The 19,249-nt window shown below is 40.4% G+C and carries 16 protein-coding genes; 1 reads left to right on the top strand and 15 read right to left on the bottom strand.

Annotation, left to right across the window (positions count from 1 at the left end; genetic code table 11):
• Nucleotides 1–2: 2 nt before the first annotated feature.
• The 14 genes from ABVT42_RS05275 to ABVT42_RS05210 all read right to left on the bottom strand — a co-directional run bounded on the left by ABVT42_RS05275 (nt 3) and on the right by ABVT42_RS05210 (nt 16,685).
• Nucleotides 3–2,522: a phage tail protein gene (locus ABVT42_RS05275; RefSeq protein ID WP_353873790.1), complete on the bottom strand. Its 2,520-nt coding sequence runs from the start codon at nt 2,520–2,522 to the stop codon at nt 3–5.
• A complete protein-coding gene (locus ABVT42_RS05270; protein WP_353873791.1) occupies nt 2,522–4,717 on the bottom strand; it encodes a baseplate J/gp47 family protein in 2,196 nt (731 codons plus the stop codon). Before ABVT42_RS05270 ends, ABVT42_RS05275 begins: the two co-directional genes overlap by 1 nt.
• A 4-nt stretch (nt 4,718–4,721) precedes the next feature.
• Complete coding sequence (locus ABVT42_RS05265) at nt 4,722–5,120, bottom strand: GPW/gp25 family protein (RefSeq protein WP_353873792.1); 399 nt, start codon at nt 5,118–5,120, stop codon at nt 4,722–4,724.
• Nucleotides 5,121–5,237: 117 nt separating this feature from the next.
• Complete coding sequence (locus tag ABVT42_RS05260; protein ID WP_353873793.1) at nt 5,238–6,809, bottom strand: hypothetical protein; 1,572 nt, start codon at nt 6,807–6,809, stop codon at nt 5,238–5,240.
• Nucleotides 6,803–7,492 carry a phage baseplate assembly protein V gene (locus ABVT42_RS05255; RefSeq protein ID WP_353873794.1) on the bottom strand — a complete coding sequence of 230 codons (690 nt, stop codon included), beginning with the start codon at nt 7,490–7,492 and terminating at the stop codon, nt 6,803–6,805. Before ABVT42_RS05255 ends, ABVT42_RS05260 begins: the two co-directional genes overlap by 7 nt.
• The gene (locus ABVT42_RS05250; protein ID WP_353873795.1) at nt 7,493–8,587 is read right to left on the bottom strand and encodes a phage late control D family protein; all 1,095 of its coding nucleotides are present in this window, start codon (nt 8,585–8,587) and stop codon (nt 7,493–7,495) included.
• A 21-nt stretch (nt 8,588–8,608) separates the two neighbouring features.
• A complete protein-coding gene (locus ABVT42_RS05245) occupies nt 8,609–8,779 on the bottom strand; it encodes a hypothetical protein (protein ID WP_353873796.1) in 171 nt (56 codons plus the stop codon).
• A gap of 25 nt (nt 8,780–8,804) precedes the next feature.
• A complete protein-coding gene (locus tag ABVT42_RS05240; protein WP_353873797.1) occupies nt 8,805–9,899 on the bottom strand; it encodes a CIS tube protein in 1,095 nt (364 codons plus the stop codon).
• Nucleotides 9,892–10,368: a phage tail protein gene (locus ABVT42_RS05235; RefSeq protein WP_353873798.1), complete on the bottom strand. Its 477-nt coding sequence runs from the start codon at nt 10,366–10,368 to the stop codon at nt 9,892–9,894. Before ABVT42_RS05235 ends, ABVT42_RS05240 begins: the two co-directional genes overlap by 8 nt.
• Nucleotides 10,365–12,296 (bottom strand): hypothetical protein, encoded by a 1,932-nt coding sequence (locus ABVT42_RS05230; RefSeq protein WP_353873799.1) that lies wholly within the window; start codon nt 12,294–12,296, stop codon nt 10,365–10,367. Before ABVT42_RS05230 ends, ABVT42_RS05235 begins: the two co-directional genes overlap by 4 nt.
• Nucleotides 12,297–12,352: 56 nt before the next feature.
• Nucleotides 12,353–12,799, bottom strand: coding sequence for a phage tail protein (locus ABVT42_RS05225; protein ID WP_353873800.1), 447 nt, complete (start codon nt 12,797–12,799; stop codon nt 12,353–12,355).
• A gap of 30 nt (nt 12,800–12,829) precedes the next feature.
• On the bottom strand, nt 12,830–15,181 hold the full coding sequence (locus ABVT42_RS05220; RefSeq protein WP_353873801.1) for a phage tail sheath subtilisin-like domain-containing protein: 2,352 nt from the start codon (nt 15,179–15,181) through the stop codon (nt 12,830–12,832).
• A gap of 18 nt (nt 15,182–15,199) precedes the next feature.
• A complete protein-coding gene (locus ABVT42_RS05215; protein WP_353873802.1) occupies nt 15,200–16,111 on the bottom strand; it encodes a hypothetical protein in 912 nt (303 codons plus the stop codon).
• Nucleotides 16,101–16,685, bottom strand: a complete 585-nt coding sequence (locus ABVT42_RS05210; protein WP_353873803.1) for a Pvc16 family protein — start codon at nt 16,683–16,685, stop codon at nt 16,101–16,103. The genes ABVT42_RS05215 and ABVT42_RS05210 overlap by 11 nt, the downstream gene beginning before the upstream one ends.
• Before the next feature lie 111 nt (nt 16,686–16,796).
• On the opposite strand from ABVT42_RS05210, the gene ABVT42_RS05205 reads away from it, so the two are divergent.
• On the top strand, nt 16,797–16,991 hold the full coding sequence (locus tag ABVT42_RS05205; RefSeq protein ID WP_353873804.1) for a hypothetical protein: 195 nt from the start codon (nt 16,797–16,799) through the stop codon (nt 16,989–16,991).
• Nucleotides 16,992–18,316: 1,325 nt separating this feature from the next.
• On the opposite strand, the gene ABVT42_RS05200 is transcribed toward ABVT42_RS05205, so the two are convergent.
• Nucleotides 18,317–19,249, bottom strand: coding sequence for an electron transfer flavoprotein subunit alpha/FixB family protein (locus ABVT42_RS05200; RefSeq protein WP_353873805.1), 933 nt, complete (start codon nt 19,247–19,249; stop codon nt 18,317–18,319).

Below are 19,249 nucleotides of genomic sequence, written 5' to 3'. Positions count from 1 at the left end.
CTTTACATTAATCGCTCATCAACGCTTGGCTGACGAATAATCTGACCATCAGCACCAAAATAAAAATCATCTAGTTTTGCGGGTTGAAGTCCCGGTTCAGGTTTTAAGTAGGTATCTACACCAACCAGACTATACAATCCCACAATAAGTGGTTGGCTGGCTTCAAGTACTCGAGTTTGAATATGTGCAGGTGCTTCTAGCGATACTACTTTTCTAATCAGTTTAAAAATTGCCTCAGGTTTTTGTCGGTGCACTAAAATTGTAATTCGATTAGCCAATCGCGCGAAAAATTCGATAACGGCACTTTTTTCACGTCGATTAATCAACATACTGGCATCGAATAATGCCAACAGTTCTTGTTCAATCTGATTATTCGCTAAAGCTGTTTCACCAAGAAAAAAGGTATCTCCCAAATAAGAATTAGCACTAGTAATACTGTTCATCATTAAGGGATCAAACTTTTCTTCTAAATCAATACCTATAATCGTGGCAAAAGTCCGTCTAAGTTTGAAGTCTTCCAAAATAACCAGTTCGCCCCGTTCGACCATGCCACCCGTTGCAATATTTAATGCCAGCGATAATCCTGCATAAGTACCACGTATTCGATAAAGCGGCATCGCCTGTTTTATCATGTTACGTCGCTGCGCCGTATTGACACCTTGTTCAATACTTAAACCAACCCAATTTGCCAGCCAGTCTAATGACTCGGCAGGTACAGTATCCGGATTAGTCACTAAATGTGCATGGGCAATGCGGTCTTCTAGTGGTGTTAATACACTTTCAAATAGGCTCAGGTAACGCTGTAAAAAATCGCTACCACTCGCGCTCCCAGTTTCATCTGCTTTTTCACCAAAAAGTGTTTCTTGATAAATTTCAGGTAAGTAATGTTTCAAATAAGAAAACCGCGGTGAATAAATACGAATGGCCGCTATTTCCGGTGAAGCTTGTCCATTACCAAACAACTCCACTTTCACCTTTAGAAAACGCCCTTTGAGCTCTCTTACTCGGCGCCCTGTACGCTGAACCAGTAAGGTAAATAATCCACTTTGTTCTGGTTGATGCTGACAATAAAGTAAACTTTTATTTGATGGAGATTCAGATACCATCGTACAAAATGCTGCTTTAGGAATTTGTTGAATCGCAGCAGTCGAAAAATGATTCAAGGTATGAATATGTGCAGGCAGTTGCTCAGCTGGTAATTGAGTAAACGCAGGCACATAGCCGAAGTCGTGAGGAAATGCTTGAGCGACATCAAATGCCAGTTGCTCATCGCTGGCCATCAACCAAATACGAATGCCTGTTTCGGGTGGGATTTTTGCTTCAATGTAAATTCTATGCCAGCAAGTTGCAGGCTGTTGGCTATCGAAGTTTTGCAACAAACTGGCAGAACCCGATTTTGCCAGATTGGGTTTTGAAAGCGCAAATAGTGGCTTTATATTTAACCGTTCATTACCAGCCAAATAATAGGCTGGTGAAATCAGACTATGAGCAAACGGATAATTTTGGGTTAATCCTTGCTGGGTATTATTGGGTTGATCACTCACAACTAATGGATAATGAGCCCCTAAAGCTTGAAGCGCAATACCAGAATGTTCAATCTGATTAATCGGAGGCAGTTCGTAAACCACCGCTTCACCATAATCAACAAATTTTACTGCCCATAAATGATTTTTAACAAATGATAAAGAAATAGGCGCTTTCGCAGCAAGCAACTCAACCGGTGCAGACAGACCCGAAGCGGTAATAAAAATAATATAAGCATTAGCTAAATCATCATCAGGCCAGATTAAAATGCCAACTTCACCACGGTTATTCGACGCCATCGCAACAATTTGATGAGCGGGATTAAACTGACGCGATGTATCTTTAACAATCTGACAGGGTTGTTCATTCTCATCGCAAGGTCGTTCAATACCTGGATTGTAATTAGTATTTGGTCGGTTTAAGTGCGTATGGGAAAACGGCTTTATCAGTAATTGTGGTTGAGAATGATGCTGATGATACTCAGCCGTACGATTAATTATTTTGTACAGCTGCTGAGACTGTCTGTCTAAAATCCAGCCCCCACCCTCAGGTAATAATGCCAGTAAATCTGCTTGTGCTAAATCGGGTAAATTTAAAATAATCTGCTGGTTGCTGTCTGCCGGATTAATCAGTCGCAGTTCGTCAGGTTGTGCTTGCAGTTTCACAATGGCATATAAAGCGCCATCAGGACTCATTGCGATATCGACAAAGGTTAATTGTTCATCATTGATTAACTCATAAGCATCAGGTAGCGCACCCGCAACCAAAATTCGATGTCGCAGTTCATCAACATAGGCAAAATGCCCCAAGCTATCTACTGTACTAGTGGGTAAATTAAATGCATTTCTCGCGGCAACTCTATCGGCAGGAAATTCTCGATTTGCACGCGTCGATAATAATTGCAATACACGCTTATCATCATCCCATTCAGTCTCATACAATTCGGTTAGTTGCTCGCCACGGGCAATCATCCAAAAAGGTAATCCATTGGCATCCATTAACATATCTCCGGTACAACAGGAATGGGAATGCCTGGTATTTGGTGATTATCAGATTCCGAATCAACACTCGTTGCAGCGGTCAGTCCGTCATCAACAATCACGCTATTAAGTTCGGGTAATTGCCAACTTGATAAAGTAATACGCTGGGTTTTATTTTCACCAATTTGATCAACTATCACCCAAGCTTGTTGTGCGTTTAGCACAAATAAATTGATATCATTAACCGTGAGTACTCCCGACACTCTAGCCACAACAACTTCCAATTCTTGACTGTTAACTGTTTGTCCTAGTGGCCATCCGGTTTGTTCTCGACCTCCGGGTGTTAATGGCCATAAATAATCACGTAGTGCATCTCTAACTTGTTGTAATACTTCATCTCGGGCATAACCATCTTGATACGAAATCGCCACACTTAAACTCAATGCAACATATTCAACACCTATCACATAAAGCTCAACGCCCAAAGGTCGTCGCGGTTCGAGGAAAGCATGGACCTGCTCGAGTATATTGCGATCGGGCCGAGGATTGGGCGCGGTGTGTAAATTGGCTTTGGGTAGCACGGCCACACTAATCACGCCTGGAATATTTTGCAACCGCTGCTGCGGTTTAAAGCGCGGCAATACTTCAACTCGGCCAATTTCAACACCCGGCGTATTCATTGCCAACCGTTGGTAGTCTTCTCGATTGACCGCGCGATCACCATGCTTTAAATAAGCAGGAATTCTTTTTTCGGCCTGGTCTAGCGTTTCAGCATTGCGGCCACCAGTCGTTGCAACTGGCTGGATTATTTTAATTCCCGGAAAAGCAATCGCTGATAAATTATTGGCCGCCAGATTCCCTTGCTCTCCTCCTCCCGCTCGCATATATTTAACACGAATACGTCGATTAATTTCAGGTTGACGCCCGGTAATATTATTTCCAAATTTCACGATCCCTGCTTCACTATCTAAACTATAAACACGATCATCACGACCTGCGCTGGCTAAGAGATCAATTTGCTGGTAAGGCCGGAAACCATCGTTATTTTCTTCTACTTCAAGCTGTAAGCTGTTTTTATCGATAGAACCAGCAGGCAATTGAAATGCTTGATCAGAAAAACCATTGGCAACACCAACCACAATATTGTGATAAGATTTAAGTTGATCAATTGATATTGCATTAATACCTAGCCAGGAAACAGCTAACTGATGTGTTGGTTCACTTGGTTTGAGTCTAATCCAACCAAGTAGTTTTTGTGAAAGTTGTTCATCATCAATCCTTGGGGGTTTATCACCAACCCCTGCTCTAATATCTTGCTCCACATTATTCGCAGGTATCCCCCAGTCGTCACTATCAGGCAGTGCCAATTGAATAATACCAGCACGCGAAAAGTTTGCGGTGGTATCTAGACGTGTATCAAGAGTAAAATATTTTGGCTCGCCATTTTGTTGCAAATAACGAGTAGTCATTTGCCATTGCCAAATTTCTCGCTGCTGTTGTTTTTTATGAATTCGCTCACCAAATTCGGGGACAAGCATTCGCGGTTGAAATCCAATATTTAGTAATCTTTCACCATGTGAACCTCTGGCTAGAGAATCAATTACCTCGTTTTTCATTGCCTGGTCATTAACCAATAAGGCAATCCATAAACAGCCATCAACACTTTGCTGAATAACATCAATCCCTTTTCTGTCGGCTACACCATCGGCAAAGTATGGTGTGGCAATATAAGGACTGCCTTTATTAATGTTATATACCGACTGCAACTCATCAACAACGCCTGATAAATTTGCCAATTCGTTATCATCAGGTTTGCGTTTTAAATAAACTTTGCCTTGAAGTGGCATAACACTGACTTCATCACGTGTTTCAAAAGTAACCGGTCCAGGAACGCTGGTGTTTAATGGCACATTTATCGGTTGGCTTGCGGCTTGATTGGCCAAACTCAAACTCAATAAGCCTTTCGCTGGTGCCGCAGGAATCATGGGAATATTTAACAGCCTTAAAAATTCTAATCGTTGGCGTTCTGGAATTAAATTTGCACGATATAAAATGGTGTCGCCAAGCCAAGCAAATAAATCAATTAAAGTGCGTCCGGGATCGCCAATTCGGGGATTTGTCCACTCTGGAGTATGCCCTGGAATTTTAGCAAGCATCTCATTGATCAGATCTTGTGCAGTTCTGTCATCCAGTTTTATTTTTGGAATGGACATAAAATTAACTTCCCAGATTCATGGTGAGTTTTACTTCTTCTCTTGTACCGGTACGCTTAATGACATAGAAAATTTCAATTCTGATCGCATCGGGCTGCTCTTCGATTTCATTCACTAATACATTTTGTAATACGATACGAGGCTCCCATTGAGTTAACGAATCGACAATCGCATCTTGAATTCTTCTTCGAGTCACCAATTGATTTGGCTGGTGTAAAAAATTCTTAAGGCCCGCACCGAATTCCGCATGTAATAAAAGAGTACCTTTTACAGTAAGCAAAATTACTTTGATTGACTGTTTAATACTTTCTTCTAGTGTAGGGAAATGAAGTTCACCATTAACCGGAGTCACTAATAGGGGCCAGCCAATAGGTGCTTTTGGCAATCGATTTGATTGACTCATTAGTATTGGTTCCTTTTGGTTAAAATATTATGCATGTTTTAATCTTATTCATGTTTACTTTTTTATTTTTTTACTGAATTTATTCGTTATTTAACATATTGTTCACCTGGCTTGTAATTATTTCGGTTTAGGAAATGGAATACATATTTTAATAAAAGGTAACCACCAAAAAAGTAAATTCAACAGGACTAAAAATATTTGTAATACTATAAAAGCACATATTGTAATTAACGGAATACTAAACCCACAGATCATGCCAAAACCAATCCCTGAACCTTCATTTTTTTTGCCATCTAAAATATCATTCAAATTAATGGTATCCATAAATTTTTGAATTGATTCAGGCACTTTAAATGCCACATTAGGCTTTAGTTTTTTAAGGGTTTGCGTATTAATATCAGGTAATTCTATTTGAGTTGGCGCAACCCCGTCGTGTGACTCATACCAGGGCACAATTTTAAAGCGATGCGTTGGTGCCGACCAAATTGTGTTTACAGGACACCCAGATTGCCCGGCAACACGAATAAACGCATATAAACGGTATTCATTATTACCAGCATAACGGGTCTCACCCGGCGCGACACGCTGCCAACGATGACTCATAGTCGCATAAATAGCATTCACCAATGATTGCTGTTGAAGTGTGTTGAACTGAGGCCATTGCAAAGGAGTAAATGCGGCGCTTAGCGTTTGGGATTGTCCTTGTTCATCTTGAGGGAAACCATAAAACACTTGGAATGCCGCTAATAGAAACTGATAATAATTAGTCGATTGACTATTTCGTTGTGGTGAGAAACTCACCGGTATTTGTTGTAGCAAGTGTTTAAGGTTTTGTACTTCCTGGCCGCCAGTAAATAACCCTACTTCGTTGGCCAAATAACTCAGCAATTTTTTTAATGCGGCAAACGGTGGTGATTGCGCGTGAGTATCGCGAAACAATGCATCTGTAGGGGGCTTAGGAAAAGAATCCGTAAATCGCTCATCGCCTCCTTGCATCAATAAGACAGGTAGACGTTGTAAAATATTTTGTTTTGTAAACGGCGGCGGATTGATACTATCATCTTCTACCATTTCCTGACTGGCTAAGTTCATCACCCCATAAAGCAATGTTTTTCTGGTTTGCTGCATGATTTTAGGTGGTGTTAAAAATAGACTTTGATAATCTTCGCTGTAATCTTGATAAGGATTGATTGATGGTGAAGCTTGTTCGAGTATCAACCGATTACTACCTAATATTCTTTGCTGACGAATATTAGGATCGACATCATAGTTACGTAAGCAATCGGTGTATTCAGTATCAATGGGATTCACTGGTTTCCAGCCCACCACTTTACCTTGCGATTTCATCCAGCCATATTCCTGACCTTTTTCACTAACTTTACGGATGACAAACCCACTCGATAGTATTTTTTCTGGCGCCAATCTGGGCTCACCATACTGCAAGCAACAAGCATCCAACAAAATCAAATTAAATATTCGATGGACAGGTTGATATAAGCGCATCATATCATCGGATGTGGCGCTCACCTGTTTTTGAAGTAGTTTTTCCTGTCCACTGGCTGAAGATAAATTTGCGAGCAGACTTTCTACAAAGTTTTGTTCTTGAAAAGCGAATATGTTCGGCTGTGTTAAATCACCTGAAGATTGATTTAAATAACTGCCTTTCAGTTTTATTGGGTGATTTACCATACGTTTCCTGCCCCTGGTGTATAGGTAGAACTGACCACCGTTGTTGCGATCAATGTGTCACACTTAACGACGCCGCTAAAACTGGACATGCCAGCATTAACCGTCACCATTCCCGAATCAACTTTAACAGTTGAGGCGCTTACCGCAACTTCAGCAGGGCTATTGACCGTGACACCTGCGGAATCAAAGGTAATGGTATTGCCCGCACTCTGACAGATAATTTCTCCACCGCTGTTATCAGAAATTTCGACGCTCACACCTTGTGGCGTTGCAAATATTATTTTTGGCTGTCCTGATGCGCTTTCTTCAATTGCAATGCGCGTTCCTTTTTTTCCAACAAAACTCCAGCGATCAATCGCATCCCCAGCGCCACCCAAAGTTTCTGGTGCTTCATCTCGGCCATTCCAAAGAGAACCAATGACAACCGGGTAGCGCGAATCACCGTTAATAAAAGTAATCAAAACCTCATCACCAACATCAGGAAACAAAAATGCCCCTTTATTTTTACCCGCAAAGGGCACAGCGACTCTCGCCCATAGCTGACCTTGTTGTTGAGCCACGCCATCAAATGCCAATAACTTAATTTGTACTCGATTCCGATTTTCAGGATCTTCTACCGAGATCACTTCAGCCAATTGAGTTTGATCTTGCGCATGTAACGGCATCAGATTTGATAACTGCATTTAACCTCCAAAATACGCTGACTGCGCAACAAATTCGGTCAGATAACCACCGGCTGTAGTAAAGTAATGAGTCACTTCAATCACATAATATTGATTTTCAAAACGCTCACCGATACCATTTAATTGAATATGAGATCCCACTTTTAAGTTTGGATTACCTAATGATTTACCTTGAGCACGCACAAATCCTCGTGCGCGTTTGGCATAGGCACTGTTAACCAGAATTTGTGCTTCACTTTCATTCTGGACAGAGGTACGACATAGGTGTTCTTGTCGGTTGGCAAAGTATTGCGTTAGATAGTCGGCACCGATGCGCCCTTCACCAGGTCCAAGATCGGCATTGGCATTACTCTGCACTGCGATTTGCTGCCCTTGTTCGCTATCCCATCCAGCATAAGTGACTTGATTAACTTGATGTGCTAAATCAGCACATAGGCGACAACTGAGTAATTGACTGTTTAATTCTAGTGTTATTTGATTCTGCTGAATGGCGGCTCGAGATTTAACAACGACCTGGCCATGATTCATTTGTATATCGGCGTCATACCGTTGAATCAAGCGACGAATAAATCCTAAGTCAGTTTCATTATATTGTAGTTGTGCATCTAGTGAGTGTTGCAATCCATCAATATGATTATTCAGTCCATGTTCTCGCAATATATTTTCAATCATTGCTTTAAGAGTGGCCGCAGGATGTAATTGGGTTTTTCGCATCATACGTAATTGTTGTAAGCCGTCTTCGGCCAAGACAACCAGTTGGGGCTGTTGATCGATTTCTCTTACCCATTCTAATGCACTGATCACGCCAGAAAATATTTCAACAGGATCATTATTATCACCACAATAAATTTTAATTCGGCTACCTAAAGCTAATTCAGTTTCCGCACTACTTTCAAAACCAAATCCAACACCTTGCCCTTGAATATTGGCTGTATTAAAAAAGCACAATTCGGCGCTACATAAACCGCCTTCAGTTTCTTTGACTTGCATAGCAACTAACGATTCTTGTATGGTTTCGTTAGCAACTCCATTAATTTCCAATTGTGGAATTGCTTGATAAATACTACCGACTGAAATAGCTGTTTCTTCTGTCACAATAGACTCCGGCTTTTTTGTTTACTCAACCGATAAGCGTGCTTGTCGCGATTCGTAATGCTTGAGTATTTCAATATAATTTGTGGCCGCTGTTTGTTGTTCACTCTCACTCAAATCCTGATTTTGTTGATTCACCGCAGCTTCAGCTGGCTGCTCTATTTGTGCGACAACTTCATCAAAAATAATACTCATCGATTTCTCTCTATTTTAAAGTTGATTAATCATCAAACTTGATGCCAGCCTCAAAATCAGCATCTAGTCCCACATCAGCCGTTAGTCCGGCAGAAATTCCCATTGCACCACCAACACTTGCACTCCCGCCTAACCCCGCATCAATCCCAACACCTAATTCAATCCCTGCCCCACCACTTAAACTCACTCCCGCACTTATGCCGCCGGTTATACCGGCAGACACTGATGTTGTTAAATCGACTTTCGGGGCAGATATTTTTTGTGTTGTACCCACTTTTAAGCCACCAAATAAAGATTCTGTTGAACCTTGGGTATTGACCGAAAAATCAGAATTAGTTCCTCCCATCGACGACAGTGAGCCAGATGTTTTTAGTGACGTATTAAAAGATGCATTAGCAGTAGTATTTACATTGGTATGAGCTGAGAACGCTTTTTGATTCATGACCATCAAATTATCAACTTCTGGTAAGCGTAGATTTTCAATACCGTTCATTTCAGCCAACGAACGTGCAGCATTTTCATCCCCTAATTGACGCGCTTTATCAGCCAACGACAAATCTTTACCCATGCCACTTTGATAAGCATCTGTTGGCGCATCTAAACCCAGATTTCCTTGAGTATCGACTGCATCTTTTTTACCTTGCGAACTTGGTAATAAATTCTTTTGCGCATTGGTCATGCTTACCGTTAAACTTGATCGTAATGGCACGCCATCACTGGAAAAAAAATCGAGCTTTTCTTTAATATTATCGATATAACCTTCAAACTTGAAGGTCCCCCATTCAAATAAAACTTTAGCCGGTATACCAATTGAGTTATCACGTCGAGTCGCCTTTCGTGGATCTTTCGGATCCATCAGTTGTGCAATATCTAAGGTAATTTTACGTACATCGACACCAGAATGTGTCGTATCAAAAATCAGCTCGAAGCTCAACTGTGCTTTAGTTTCGGTAATAACTTGTGGCGGCTGTTTTCGCTGACCTTTTTGCACTGAGTTGGTATAAGTTAAATCGAGGGATTCAGGATTAAACTGTACCGCAATTGCAACCTGTTGACTGTCAGGCAAATCTTGTCCTTGTGGACTGGTTAGTGCAGTAAGCATCGCGATGCCATTACTCATGGGATAATCCTTCGTGAACCAGATGTAATTCTTCAACGCCAATTTGAGTCGATGTTGCGTTTAGATCTGCTGTTTTAAACTTTGTGGGCAGACAGTTCTTTAATTGCCATTTTAAAGCATACTCTCCATCTTGATCGGCAAAATTCATCAGCATAATTTCTGCGTCAAGTCGATAAGCATAGGCACCGCCAGAAACCAGATTAAACCAGTTCCACATGTCACGAGTTAAAGAAATTCCTCGTTTTAATATTACCGTCGAGTAATTGGTTCGACCGGCCAATTGTATTTCTCCTTGATTCATCCCACCGACTTTAATTGCTTTGGGCTCCATTGTTGCTTCAATACCTGAGCATTCGCTAAATGCACCAGAACAAACCGGTTTATTTTGTCCTTTATTACTGCCTTTTGCCGTCGCTACAAAGAAATCAATTTTAAAACGAAAAACCGGTAACGGAGCAGTAGTTTTCATAATGACTCCTCGGTAATTTGTAAACTCCCCTTATGATCAAAATTTAACGTGATAATAATTTTTTCAATTGGCAACGCTGGTTGAAACATGATTTGTACAATTACACGACCATTATCATGATCTTGCCTGGTCATTGTGGTTTTATCACAGCGTACGCTAAATGCCTCTTTAGCTGTCTTACCTTTTAATGCATTCTGTCGATAAATATCCATCAATAGTTGTGCAACACTACGTTGGATATGGTTCCATAAAACTGCCGAATTAGGTTCAAATACCGCGCTTATTCCTATTTGTCGAGTCAATCGATGAATCAACATGGTTAATCGTTTTACACAGGCATATTGCTGCTGCTTGCTGTTAGCCGGTGTTACGTCTGACTGAAGTTGTATTCCATTTGGCGAATGGGTAATCCAACAAATTCGTTCCTGTAAATATCGATCATTTAAGTCGGTTTGTTTTAACCCGAGATAAGCTTTAGGAAATAAATCAAACACATCAGGAAAAAAATTACCGGCCAGACTAAAATAACTTTGTTGATGTCGTGCTTGATTTGCCATTAAACCAGCTAATCTTCCCTCTGGTAATTCTGCGCGTGCAGGTAAGTGCTTTGATTGATAGGTCATTAACCAGGGAAATGCCAATTGAATTTGATCAGTATTGAAAAAATCGAATAACTCATGTTGATTGTTAATAAACAGTGATTGTTGTAGATAATCTTCAAATGGCTTTAAAATAGTTGCTGCGGGTAATGGAATACTGCTTATCAATAAAGTATCAGAAAAGTTGCGTATTAAATATTGACTGATATGACGGATAATCCGGGCCCAAACCAAAAAGCCAGTTTCATCACATACCGGCGCCTGAAACAACACTTGCTGATTATCTTTTTCACTATTTGGTTCGACGATGCACGCGGTAAATTCGGTTTGCTGACCAACTACCTTAATGCTTTCAGTTGTTTTTTGTTGACAAGAAAGTAAATCGGGCAGGTCGGGCAGACTCACAAAAGAAACATCATTTAGACTATGCAATAGTCCTAATCCATGCCATGCATGCTGCTCTTCTTCAGAACCATTCCAAAGTGGTAAGGTTAGCTGAGTTAACTGAGCAATTTGAGTCAGACCTCGGGAAAGTTTTTCATTTTGATAAAGCAATCGGCTAAGTGCCTGAATCTTGAGTGCGGTAGATTCGCCAGGAATAAGCGGATCCCCTGCTCGAATAACATAACACTTTTGACCGCCCTGCTGAAAAAAAGCACGCACGGTTGCACCAAGATAAGTATCTAAATAACCATTTCGAGCAACTGTTGAGCGAACAAATCCAAGGCTTTTATTTTGGTAAATATTAATGCTGCCTGTCGAGTATTGATCAATACGTTGAATTGTCAACGCATATCGTTCTTTTTCATTTGACTCATTGGCAATATCTTGATCAAAAACATCTTGATCAACAAAATCTTGTTTATAAGCAAAAGCCCCGTTTAGCTGCTGATTGATTTCTATCACCAGATCGTCAAGCGCCCATTCTCCGGGATTAAAAGTTATAATTTCGGGAGGTTGGTTATCGATAACAACATAAAGCTTTTGATCGGACTGTTCAATCAATACAGACGCCGATAAACTCGAACTGACAATTTCGGCGCGTTGGTTAATACGTTTATCCGGTGCAAACAACTCAGTAAACAAACGCCAAGAATCGATTGGAATTGGAATATCGAGCAATTCAATTAGAGGTTCACCAGATTCATTTTGATGAAAAATAATCCGCTCATACCAACGATGATTTATCAACCAGGTTTTAAGCGAGCCTGGTAATTGATTCAATGGCTGCATTGGTATAAAACCAGCAAAGCAGGCAATATCCATACGAGTAACTTGCGTCGAGCTAATCGGCGCTTGTGTATCAAAATGAATTCCTGGCGCCAGCATATTAGTTATCAACCCTCAACTGGATAACAGTTTGATATAACTTGATGGCAAGTCGTTTACTCACTGTAACTGATCCCTTCGGCAGACAATACCAGCTCTTCCATCGCTACATCACTGCCTCCTTTAGCATTTAAACTGGGACCCGAATATTTGGTTGGTACAGCCGCATGGAGTACCCAGCGAGAAACTGCATTTTCGTGACTTTCATCCATCAAAGTAATTGAAATATCACGCTGTCCTTCCCAACCACGATTACGTACCAGGTCGATCCATTCCCAAAGATCTTTTGATTTAATGATGCCACGTTTTAAAGTGACATCATTGACTTTGTTTATATTTGGAATTTTTCGCACATGATTTTGTTTATCAGTGCCTTCACGATATTCTGCCATGGTAATTTCGGCACCAATACCCGTTACCTCAGAAAATCCCGCGGAAATATCTTGTCCATTAAATTCAACTAAAAAATTAAACGCACTATAAGGTGAAGTTCTTTCTGCCATGGTAATTCTCCCATTGATTTATTCGTGCGCTTATTGCGCGTCAGCCGTTTTTTGACCAATTCTAAAAATTACAAATTCAGCCGGTCTTAACAACGCCACTCCAACTTCGCAAATTAACTGGCCATTATCGAGATTTGCCTGTGTCATGGTTTCACGACCACAGCGCACTTGAAATGCTTGTTCAGGCGTCGATCCCAATAATGCACCGTTACGCCATTCGTTGCGTAAGAAACTGTTCACCGTATCTGTAATGTTGGCCCATAATCGGGGACCATTCGGTTCAAAAACCGCCCATTGGGTACTATTAAAAATTGAGTGTTGCAAATAGATCATCTGACGTTGCAAGTTAACGTATTTATATTCGGGATCAGAGGTCGCGCTGCGTGCTCCCCATACTCGATAACCTCTACCAAAAAAGAAGCGCAAGCAATTGATACCTTCTGGATTTAACACCTCTTGTTGTCCATTGGTAATATCACGCTCAAAGCGTATTGCTCCCCTAACAACTTCATTAGCAGGCGATTTCCAGACACCTCGATTAATATCGTTACGCGCATAGATACCCGTCATAAAACCCGATGGTGGAAGATTGATTTCTCTGGGCAGATTATCTTGTCCGGGCCGCCATAGCGGATTGGCAACAGTTACCCAAGGGTAGTAAAGCGCCGCATAAGTTGAATCAACGGCGGCTCTTACTGCGCGAGCTTCATTAATGGTTTGATTGGGTGGTGTATCAAGTACCGCATAGCGGTATTTCAATCGTTCACAATGACCAACCAATTGTCCTTGTACTGTTGCAAAGGTAGTCGGATTAAGCGCGGAATGTCCGGGAGCGGCAACGATTGAAATATCATCGATAGTCTCTAACATATCTAATGCGTCGGCATAAGAATTCGCTTCGACTTCTGCACTGGTGGCTAACGGTTCAACGCCATCATTTCCACCAGTTAAAGTAAAACGGCTTATATTGGCTGCCGCAAAAAGCTCTTGATGTAATGTAAAAGCATCGAGTGCCGCATTGTCATCATAGTAATAAAGATTTTCCAGTGCTTCTGATTTTGAAGTGGGTGTTTCACGCAATACATGGCCAACAAATCGAGGATGTGCACTAATAAATCCCAAATCTTCATAGCTGGCTCGAACACCATCGGCATCAACCGCTTCCAAATTAAAGAGCACTATTTCTTGCGTACCAACGGGATTCTCAGCAAGCGGATTATCATTTGTGTCACTCCATGTACTACCATTTTTTACATAGAGGGTTTGTGTCGCCCCATCAGATCCAGACTCGGGCGCAGCGGTTAATCCGAGAATTGTCATCACACTGGTGGGTGCCGCATTATTAAATCCTAATGTTACATCTTCGCCTGTTGCCTGTGTTGCAATCAGTAAGTGACCATCACCATTTGTCGCAACACTGACATCTAGTGCAGCGGTCGTACAAATTGCCGCGATTTCGCCTACTGTCACACTTTCAATATTGGCAACATTACCATCACCCTCATCTTCCTTATTAGCAGCAGCAGTAAAACCCAGTTGATCAATTTGATTGACACTAATACTCGCGGCGGTCCCAGCCAAATCAGTGCCAACTGTAATTTGATTGGCATTTAAAGTGACATAAGCATGGCGAATTTCAGCGTTAAGTAAATTGACTATATCTTGTAATGGGGTTGCGCCATTGGGTAAAGCAATACTTTGTTCTGCGCCATTAATGGTGACAGTAAAAGTCAATCCGGTGGTATCAGGTGGAGCCCCAACCGCTTCCCCCGTGACTTCAGCATTGACGGCATTAAAAGTAATGGTTTCTTCACTGCCGTCAATATCCAGCGTTAACGTTGCACCATCGGTTAAATTAAATGGTGCGATACCACCCGTTTTTCTTGCCGGTTGTGCCACTGCATCTGCGTCACCTACAGTCAAACTCAGTAAAGATCCATCGGGTGCATTATTTCGCGTCGCATCGGTAACCAGCTTCCGTTTTTCATATACAGTAACATTACCGTTATATCCAGACCCCGGATGCCTGGCGACAAATCGTGTAGTACCCGCTCCAGTTATGTTTGCAGCGGCAATACCATTACTCAGTTCTTGAGGAATAAAAACCCTTGTCACATAAAGGCGTTTACCACCATTATTAAAATAGGCATAGACAGCATGCGCCATAAAGTTTGTTGTTCCACCTGCAAAATCTAAATCAGCAATCCCGCCATAAATACGTTCAAACTCTCCAGGATTAGTAATCACTTCTGGTGAGCCACTCAATGGGCCCTTGCGCGTAGGTCCAACAAATGCCGTTGTGCTGGTACTCACACCTTCAATTGATTTAGAGCGAAAGCTTACTTGTTCGGTAAATACGCCGGGAGCGAGATACTCAGGCATAACAGTTCTCCTATAAATTTATGGTTCGTCATCTGTCACCGAGACCGTGATGGTCGTCGTTTCAGTTCGGCCCGTTTTTAAAGAAAGTAAAGTCGGTTCATCATTGTTACGTATCCAGACTGCTGCATTTTGTTCCAGTTGATCGGTATCAACTGGCCAAGGTAATTGCGGATCAACAATCACTTCAATTCGCACGGGTGTGGTAACATTAGTTACTTCACCTACCGCCGCAAATTGCTCATCTAGTTCATTACTATTGTTATCTTCGTTTTCATTATCGTTGTCATCGTCGAGTTCATCTTCTTCCTCAACATCTTCTTCCTCAACATCTTCTTCCTCAACATCTTCTTCATTTGTCTCAACAGAAAAATTTGTCACAGGAATACCTGTAACGATAATAATTGCTTCACCGCGTAAATCTGATAATCCGGTTGCCAGCAATACTTCATCTTCAATCCTGATTACACGTAATAATGCACCTTGTAACGGACGTTGAGTCTCCTCATTCACCTGCTGAGTGAGGCTTGCACGTATGACACTCCAATTTGTGTTTAAACGCGCTTTCGCAGCACTATGCAGATTGATCTCGATTGGTTTGCCAACACTGTTTTCTTGTTGATTGACTGGATTGCGCGGTAGTTTTATTGAAGCAAAACGAGGCAAATAGTAGTTTTGTGGATCTTCGATCAGTATTTGAAAGGAGAGGCTTTCTATTGCTGGCTCAGAAGGCACCTCTTCAAACTCGCTGGTATGGGCATCTAATCCTTGTGCATTTTGAATTACAAAAAGTGCAGAGGCATTTTGAAATAATTGCAGTTGATTGGTTGAGACTTTAAATGCTGAACGCAACACCACGCCAGTTGCAGCGTCAATCAATTTCAATGCTCCTAGACAGCGCCGATTAATCGATTGAAATGCATTAAAGCTCATCTTCAATCACTCCATACCGAAACTGACTGGCAACCACAGGGCTGCTCTCTTGCCCTTCATCAGGGTTGATTCGCACCACTCTCGCCACATAAGGAATTGATAATCGATATCCAGGCGTGACAGCATCCCAAATACGCATCATGTCTTCGTTTGTTAAATCGATAGGGACAAGATGAATTTGGTCTTGCGGTTCCCACCCCCCAGAAGACGATAGCGTTGACTGATCTAAAATAGGAAACTGATTGAGTTTAGACATTGCCCACGCTGCAATTGTTTGTTCGGTTAATGCGCTATCACTCCAGATCGTAATCAAGTAATAAAGGGAAACAGATAGCGGCAGAGGCACTTCATTGGGTCGGTTTAAACGTGGCTTATTCCTTGTATGTTCATCGATGGCTATACGATATAAATAGACAGAAAGTGTTGTTGGAATTTCATCAATTGCATCGAGTTCTCCGCTGGATAAAAGTCGAAATTGGCAAACATGTTCCGAACGTAATGGTTCAGGATAGGTGTCTCGTAAAAATTGTACCAACGAGTCACCAACAGAGTGTATGCCAAACAAATTAGCCAACCTGTTTACTCCCACAAACGCCTACATACTTTAAATACCGATAATCCCAATAAGATATCAGCACCCCAGCATAATGAATTATAAACATTAAAGAGAAAGGTAATACCATGATTGAAAAAGATGGCAATTCAGATTTGCTTAAATTTTGCTTTTTTAGAAAAAACAAAAGTGCTAGACAAAGAAATCTATGCAAAACAGTTGACACTCCCTAAAAACAAAAATGATGAATCTAATCAAAAAAAAATAAATACATTTATAAATAATTTAATTAATAAATTAGAGTCAAAATCGACAAGCCTTTTATAAAAAAACAAAAATCCACAAAAAAATAACTGAGCTTTCTCTAGTTTTTTATATATTCTTTAATAAACACAGCACAGTTAGCTATCGTGAACTTTAAAAATATTCGCGAGTTTACAAACTGATCATTCCTGATTAGTCAGACTTTTTTAACTTGATTTTTGTTACTCTAATTATAATTTACCTGTTGTTATTTTCTTTTTTCCAATATGCACTTTCATACTCGCGCGCTCATTAAGCAAGAAGTAATACATATTAATACTATGTAGCAATCCAGATACTCATCTATCGATCACTAACTATAAATTCTCATATTTGCCTTTAAGGCATAAGATGTACAATTAGTTTTTTATTAAGCTTTCGCTTAAAGGTTAATGACATAAATTTTATCTTAAGCCAATAAAACAATTTAAAAAACTAATTAATGAACAAAGTATAATAAGCTTTTTACAATGTGCTTGTTGAAAGTTTACATACTAAAAAGCTTAAAGCCTGAGCACTACCCCATCGCTATTAACAACAAACTCTATTAATAACAAACTCTATTAATAACTTTATATAAACTCAACGCCAATAACTTCAACAATGTATTTAGCGATAGCTGCGGTAATACGTTACTTTTTCTAAATTATACGATACTGTTTACTTTGTTTTTTGGTTCAAAAAAATTTGACCACAATTTTATTGTGATTACAAACCATCATTTAAAAAAATTATTTATGATTACGACAAAACACAGAAAGTTGTTTTCTTTCGACTTTATTTTTTTAATGTGGTTGGAGTTTATCTTTAAGAATAAACCATAATTTGCGGCTTGCTGAGATATTTTCAAAAATACATTTTTCGAATCAACATAAAGCTGGATAGCTTATTTTTTATTAAATTATTTTTTTTAAACTTATTTTCGCTGCTATGCAAAAATTTTAACACTATGCCTAGTCAATATTTTTTTATTTGCATTATTGGAGGTTGAAAGTGTGAACAAATTCGACTTAATAATCATTTCAAATTGCTTTATATCAGAGAGTCCATTTGTATATATATTCGAACTAATTGATTAATTAAATCAACAAAAATTAAACTTTAGAATTATGCATGTGCCGTTGTACAATATTAAATAAAGCATTAACTATAATGCGTTTATTTTTATTCGACTTAGATTGGTACAAAACTGAATTCATTGCCCATTAAATGACTGTCGATTTTGTAAGGTAGCTATCAATATTACTCACCAATATTACCTTTCAATGCCATCTATTCATTGAGTCCAAAAAAAAAGGTTCCAACCAGGAACCTTTTTTAGTAATTTTTAGCGGTAACCTCAGTAATAACTACAAAGCTTCTTTTAACTCAGGTAACACTTTGAACAAATCAGCAACTAAGCCATAATCTGCAATTTGGAAAATAGGCGCTTCTTCATCTTTATTAATTGCAACGATTACTTTGCTGTCTTTCATTCCAGCTAAATGCTGTATTGCACCAGAAATACCTACAGCAATATAAAGTTCAGGCGCAACAATTTTTCCGGTTTGACCAACCTGATAATCATTTGGTACAAAGCCCGCATCTACAGCAGCGCGCGAAGCACCAACAGCCGCACCAAGTTTATCAGCAATTTCTTCCAACATAACAAAGTTATCGCCACTAGCCATACCGCGACCACCAGAAATAATCACTCGCGCAGCAGTTAATTCGGGACGCTCTGATGTAGTAAGCTCCTGTGATTCAAATTTTGACTTATCTGAAACTAAACCATCAGCCGCAATCGAAACCACTTCAGCTTGACCACCGGTTGGCTGAACGGCATCGAAAGCGGTACCTCTTACCGTAATGACTTTTACTGCGTCTGATGACTGAACCGTTGCGATAGCATTACCTGCATAAATTGGTCGTTTAAAAGTGTCGGCACTTTCAACTCCGACAATATCTGAAATCGGTTGAACGTCAAGTTTAGCACCAACCCGAGGTAAAAAGTTTTTTCCAAAAGTTGTTGCTGCTGCGAGGATATGACTATAGTCTGCCGCATTGGCAACCACGATATTGGTCAGGGTTTCAGCCGTAATATTGTTAAATTCAGCATTTTCAGCAACTAAAACTTTATCAACCCCTTCAATTTGACTAGCCGCCTGAGCCGCCGTTTGACAGCTTGTACCAGCAACTAGCAGATGGATGTCACCAGTAATTTGTTTTGCTGCGGCAACCGTTGATAAGACAGAAGTTGCAATACCGTCATTATGATGTTCTGCAATAATTAAAATACTCAT

The sequence above is a fragment of the Aliikangiella maris genome (assembly GCF_040719265.1).
Lineage (GTDB): Bacteria > Pseudomonadota > Gammaproteobacteria > Enterobacterales > Kangiellaceae > Aliikangiella > Aliikangiella maris.
The sequence above is the reverse complement of the archived record's forward strand: the minus strand, read 5'-3'. Positions and strand labels throughout refer to the sequence as shown.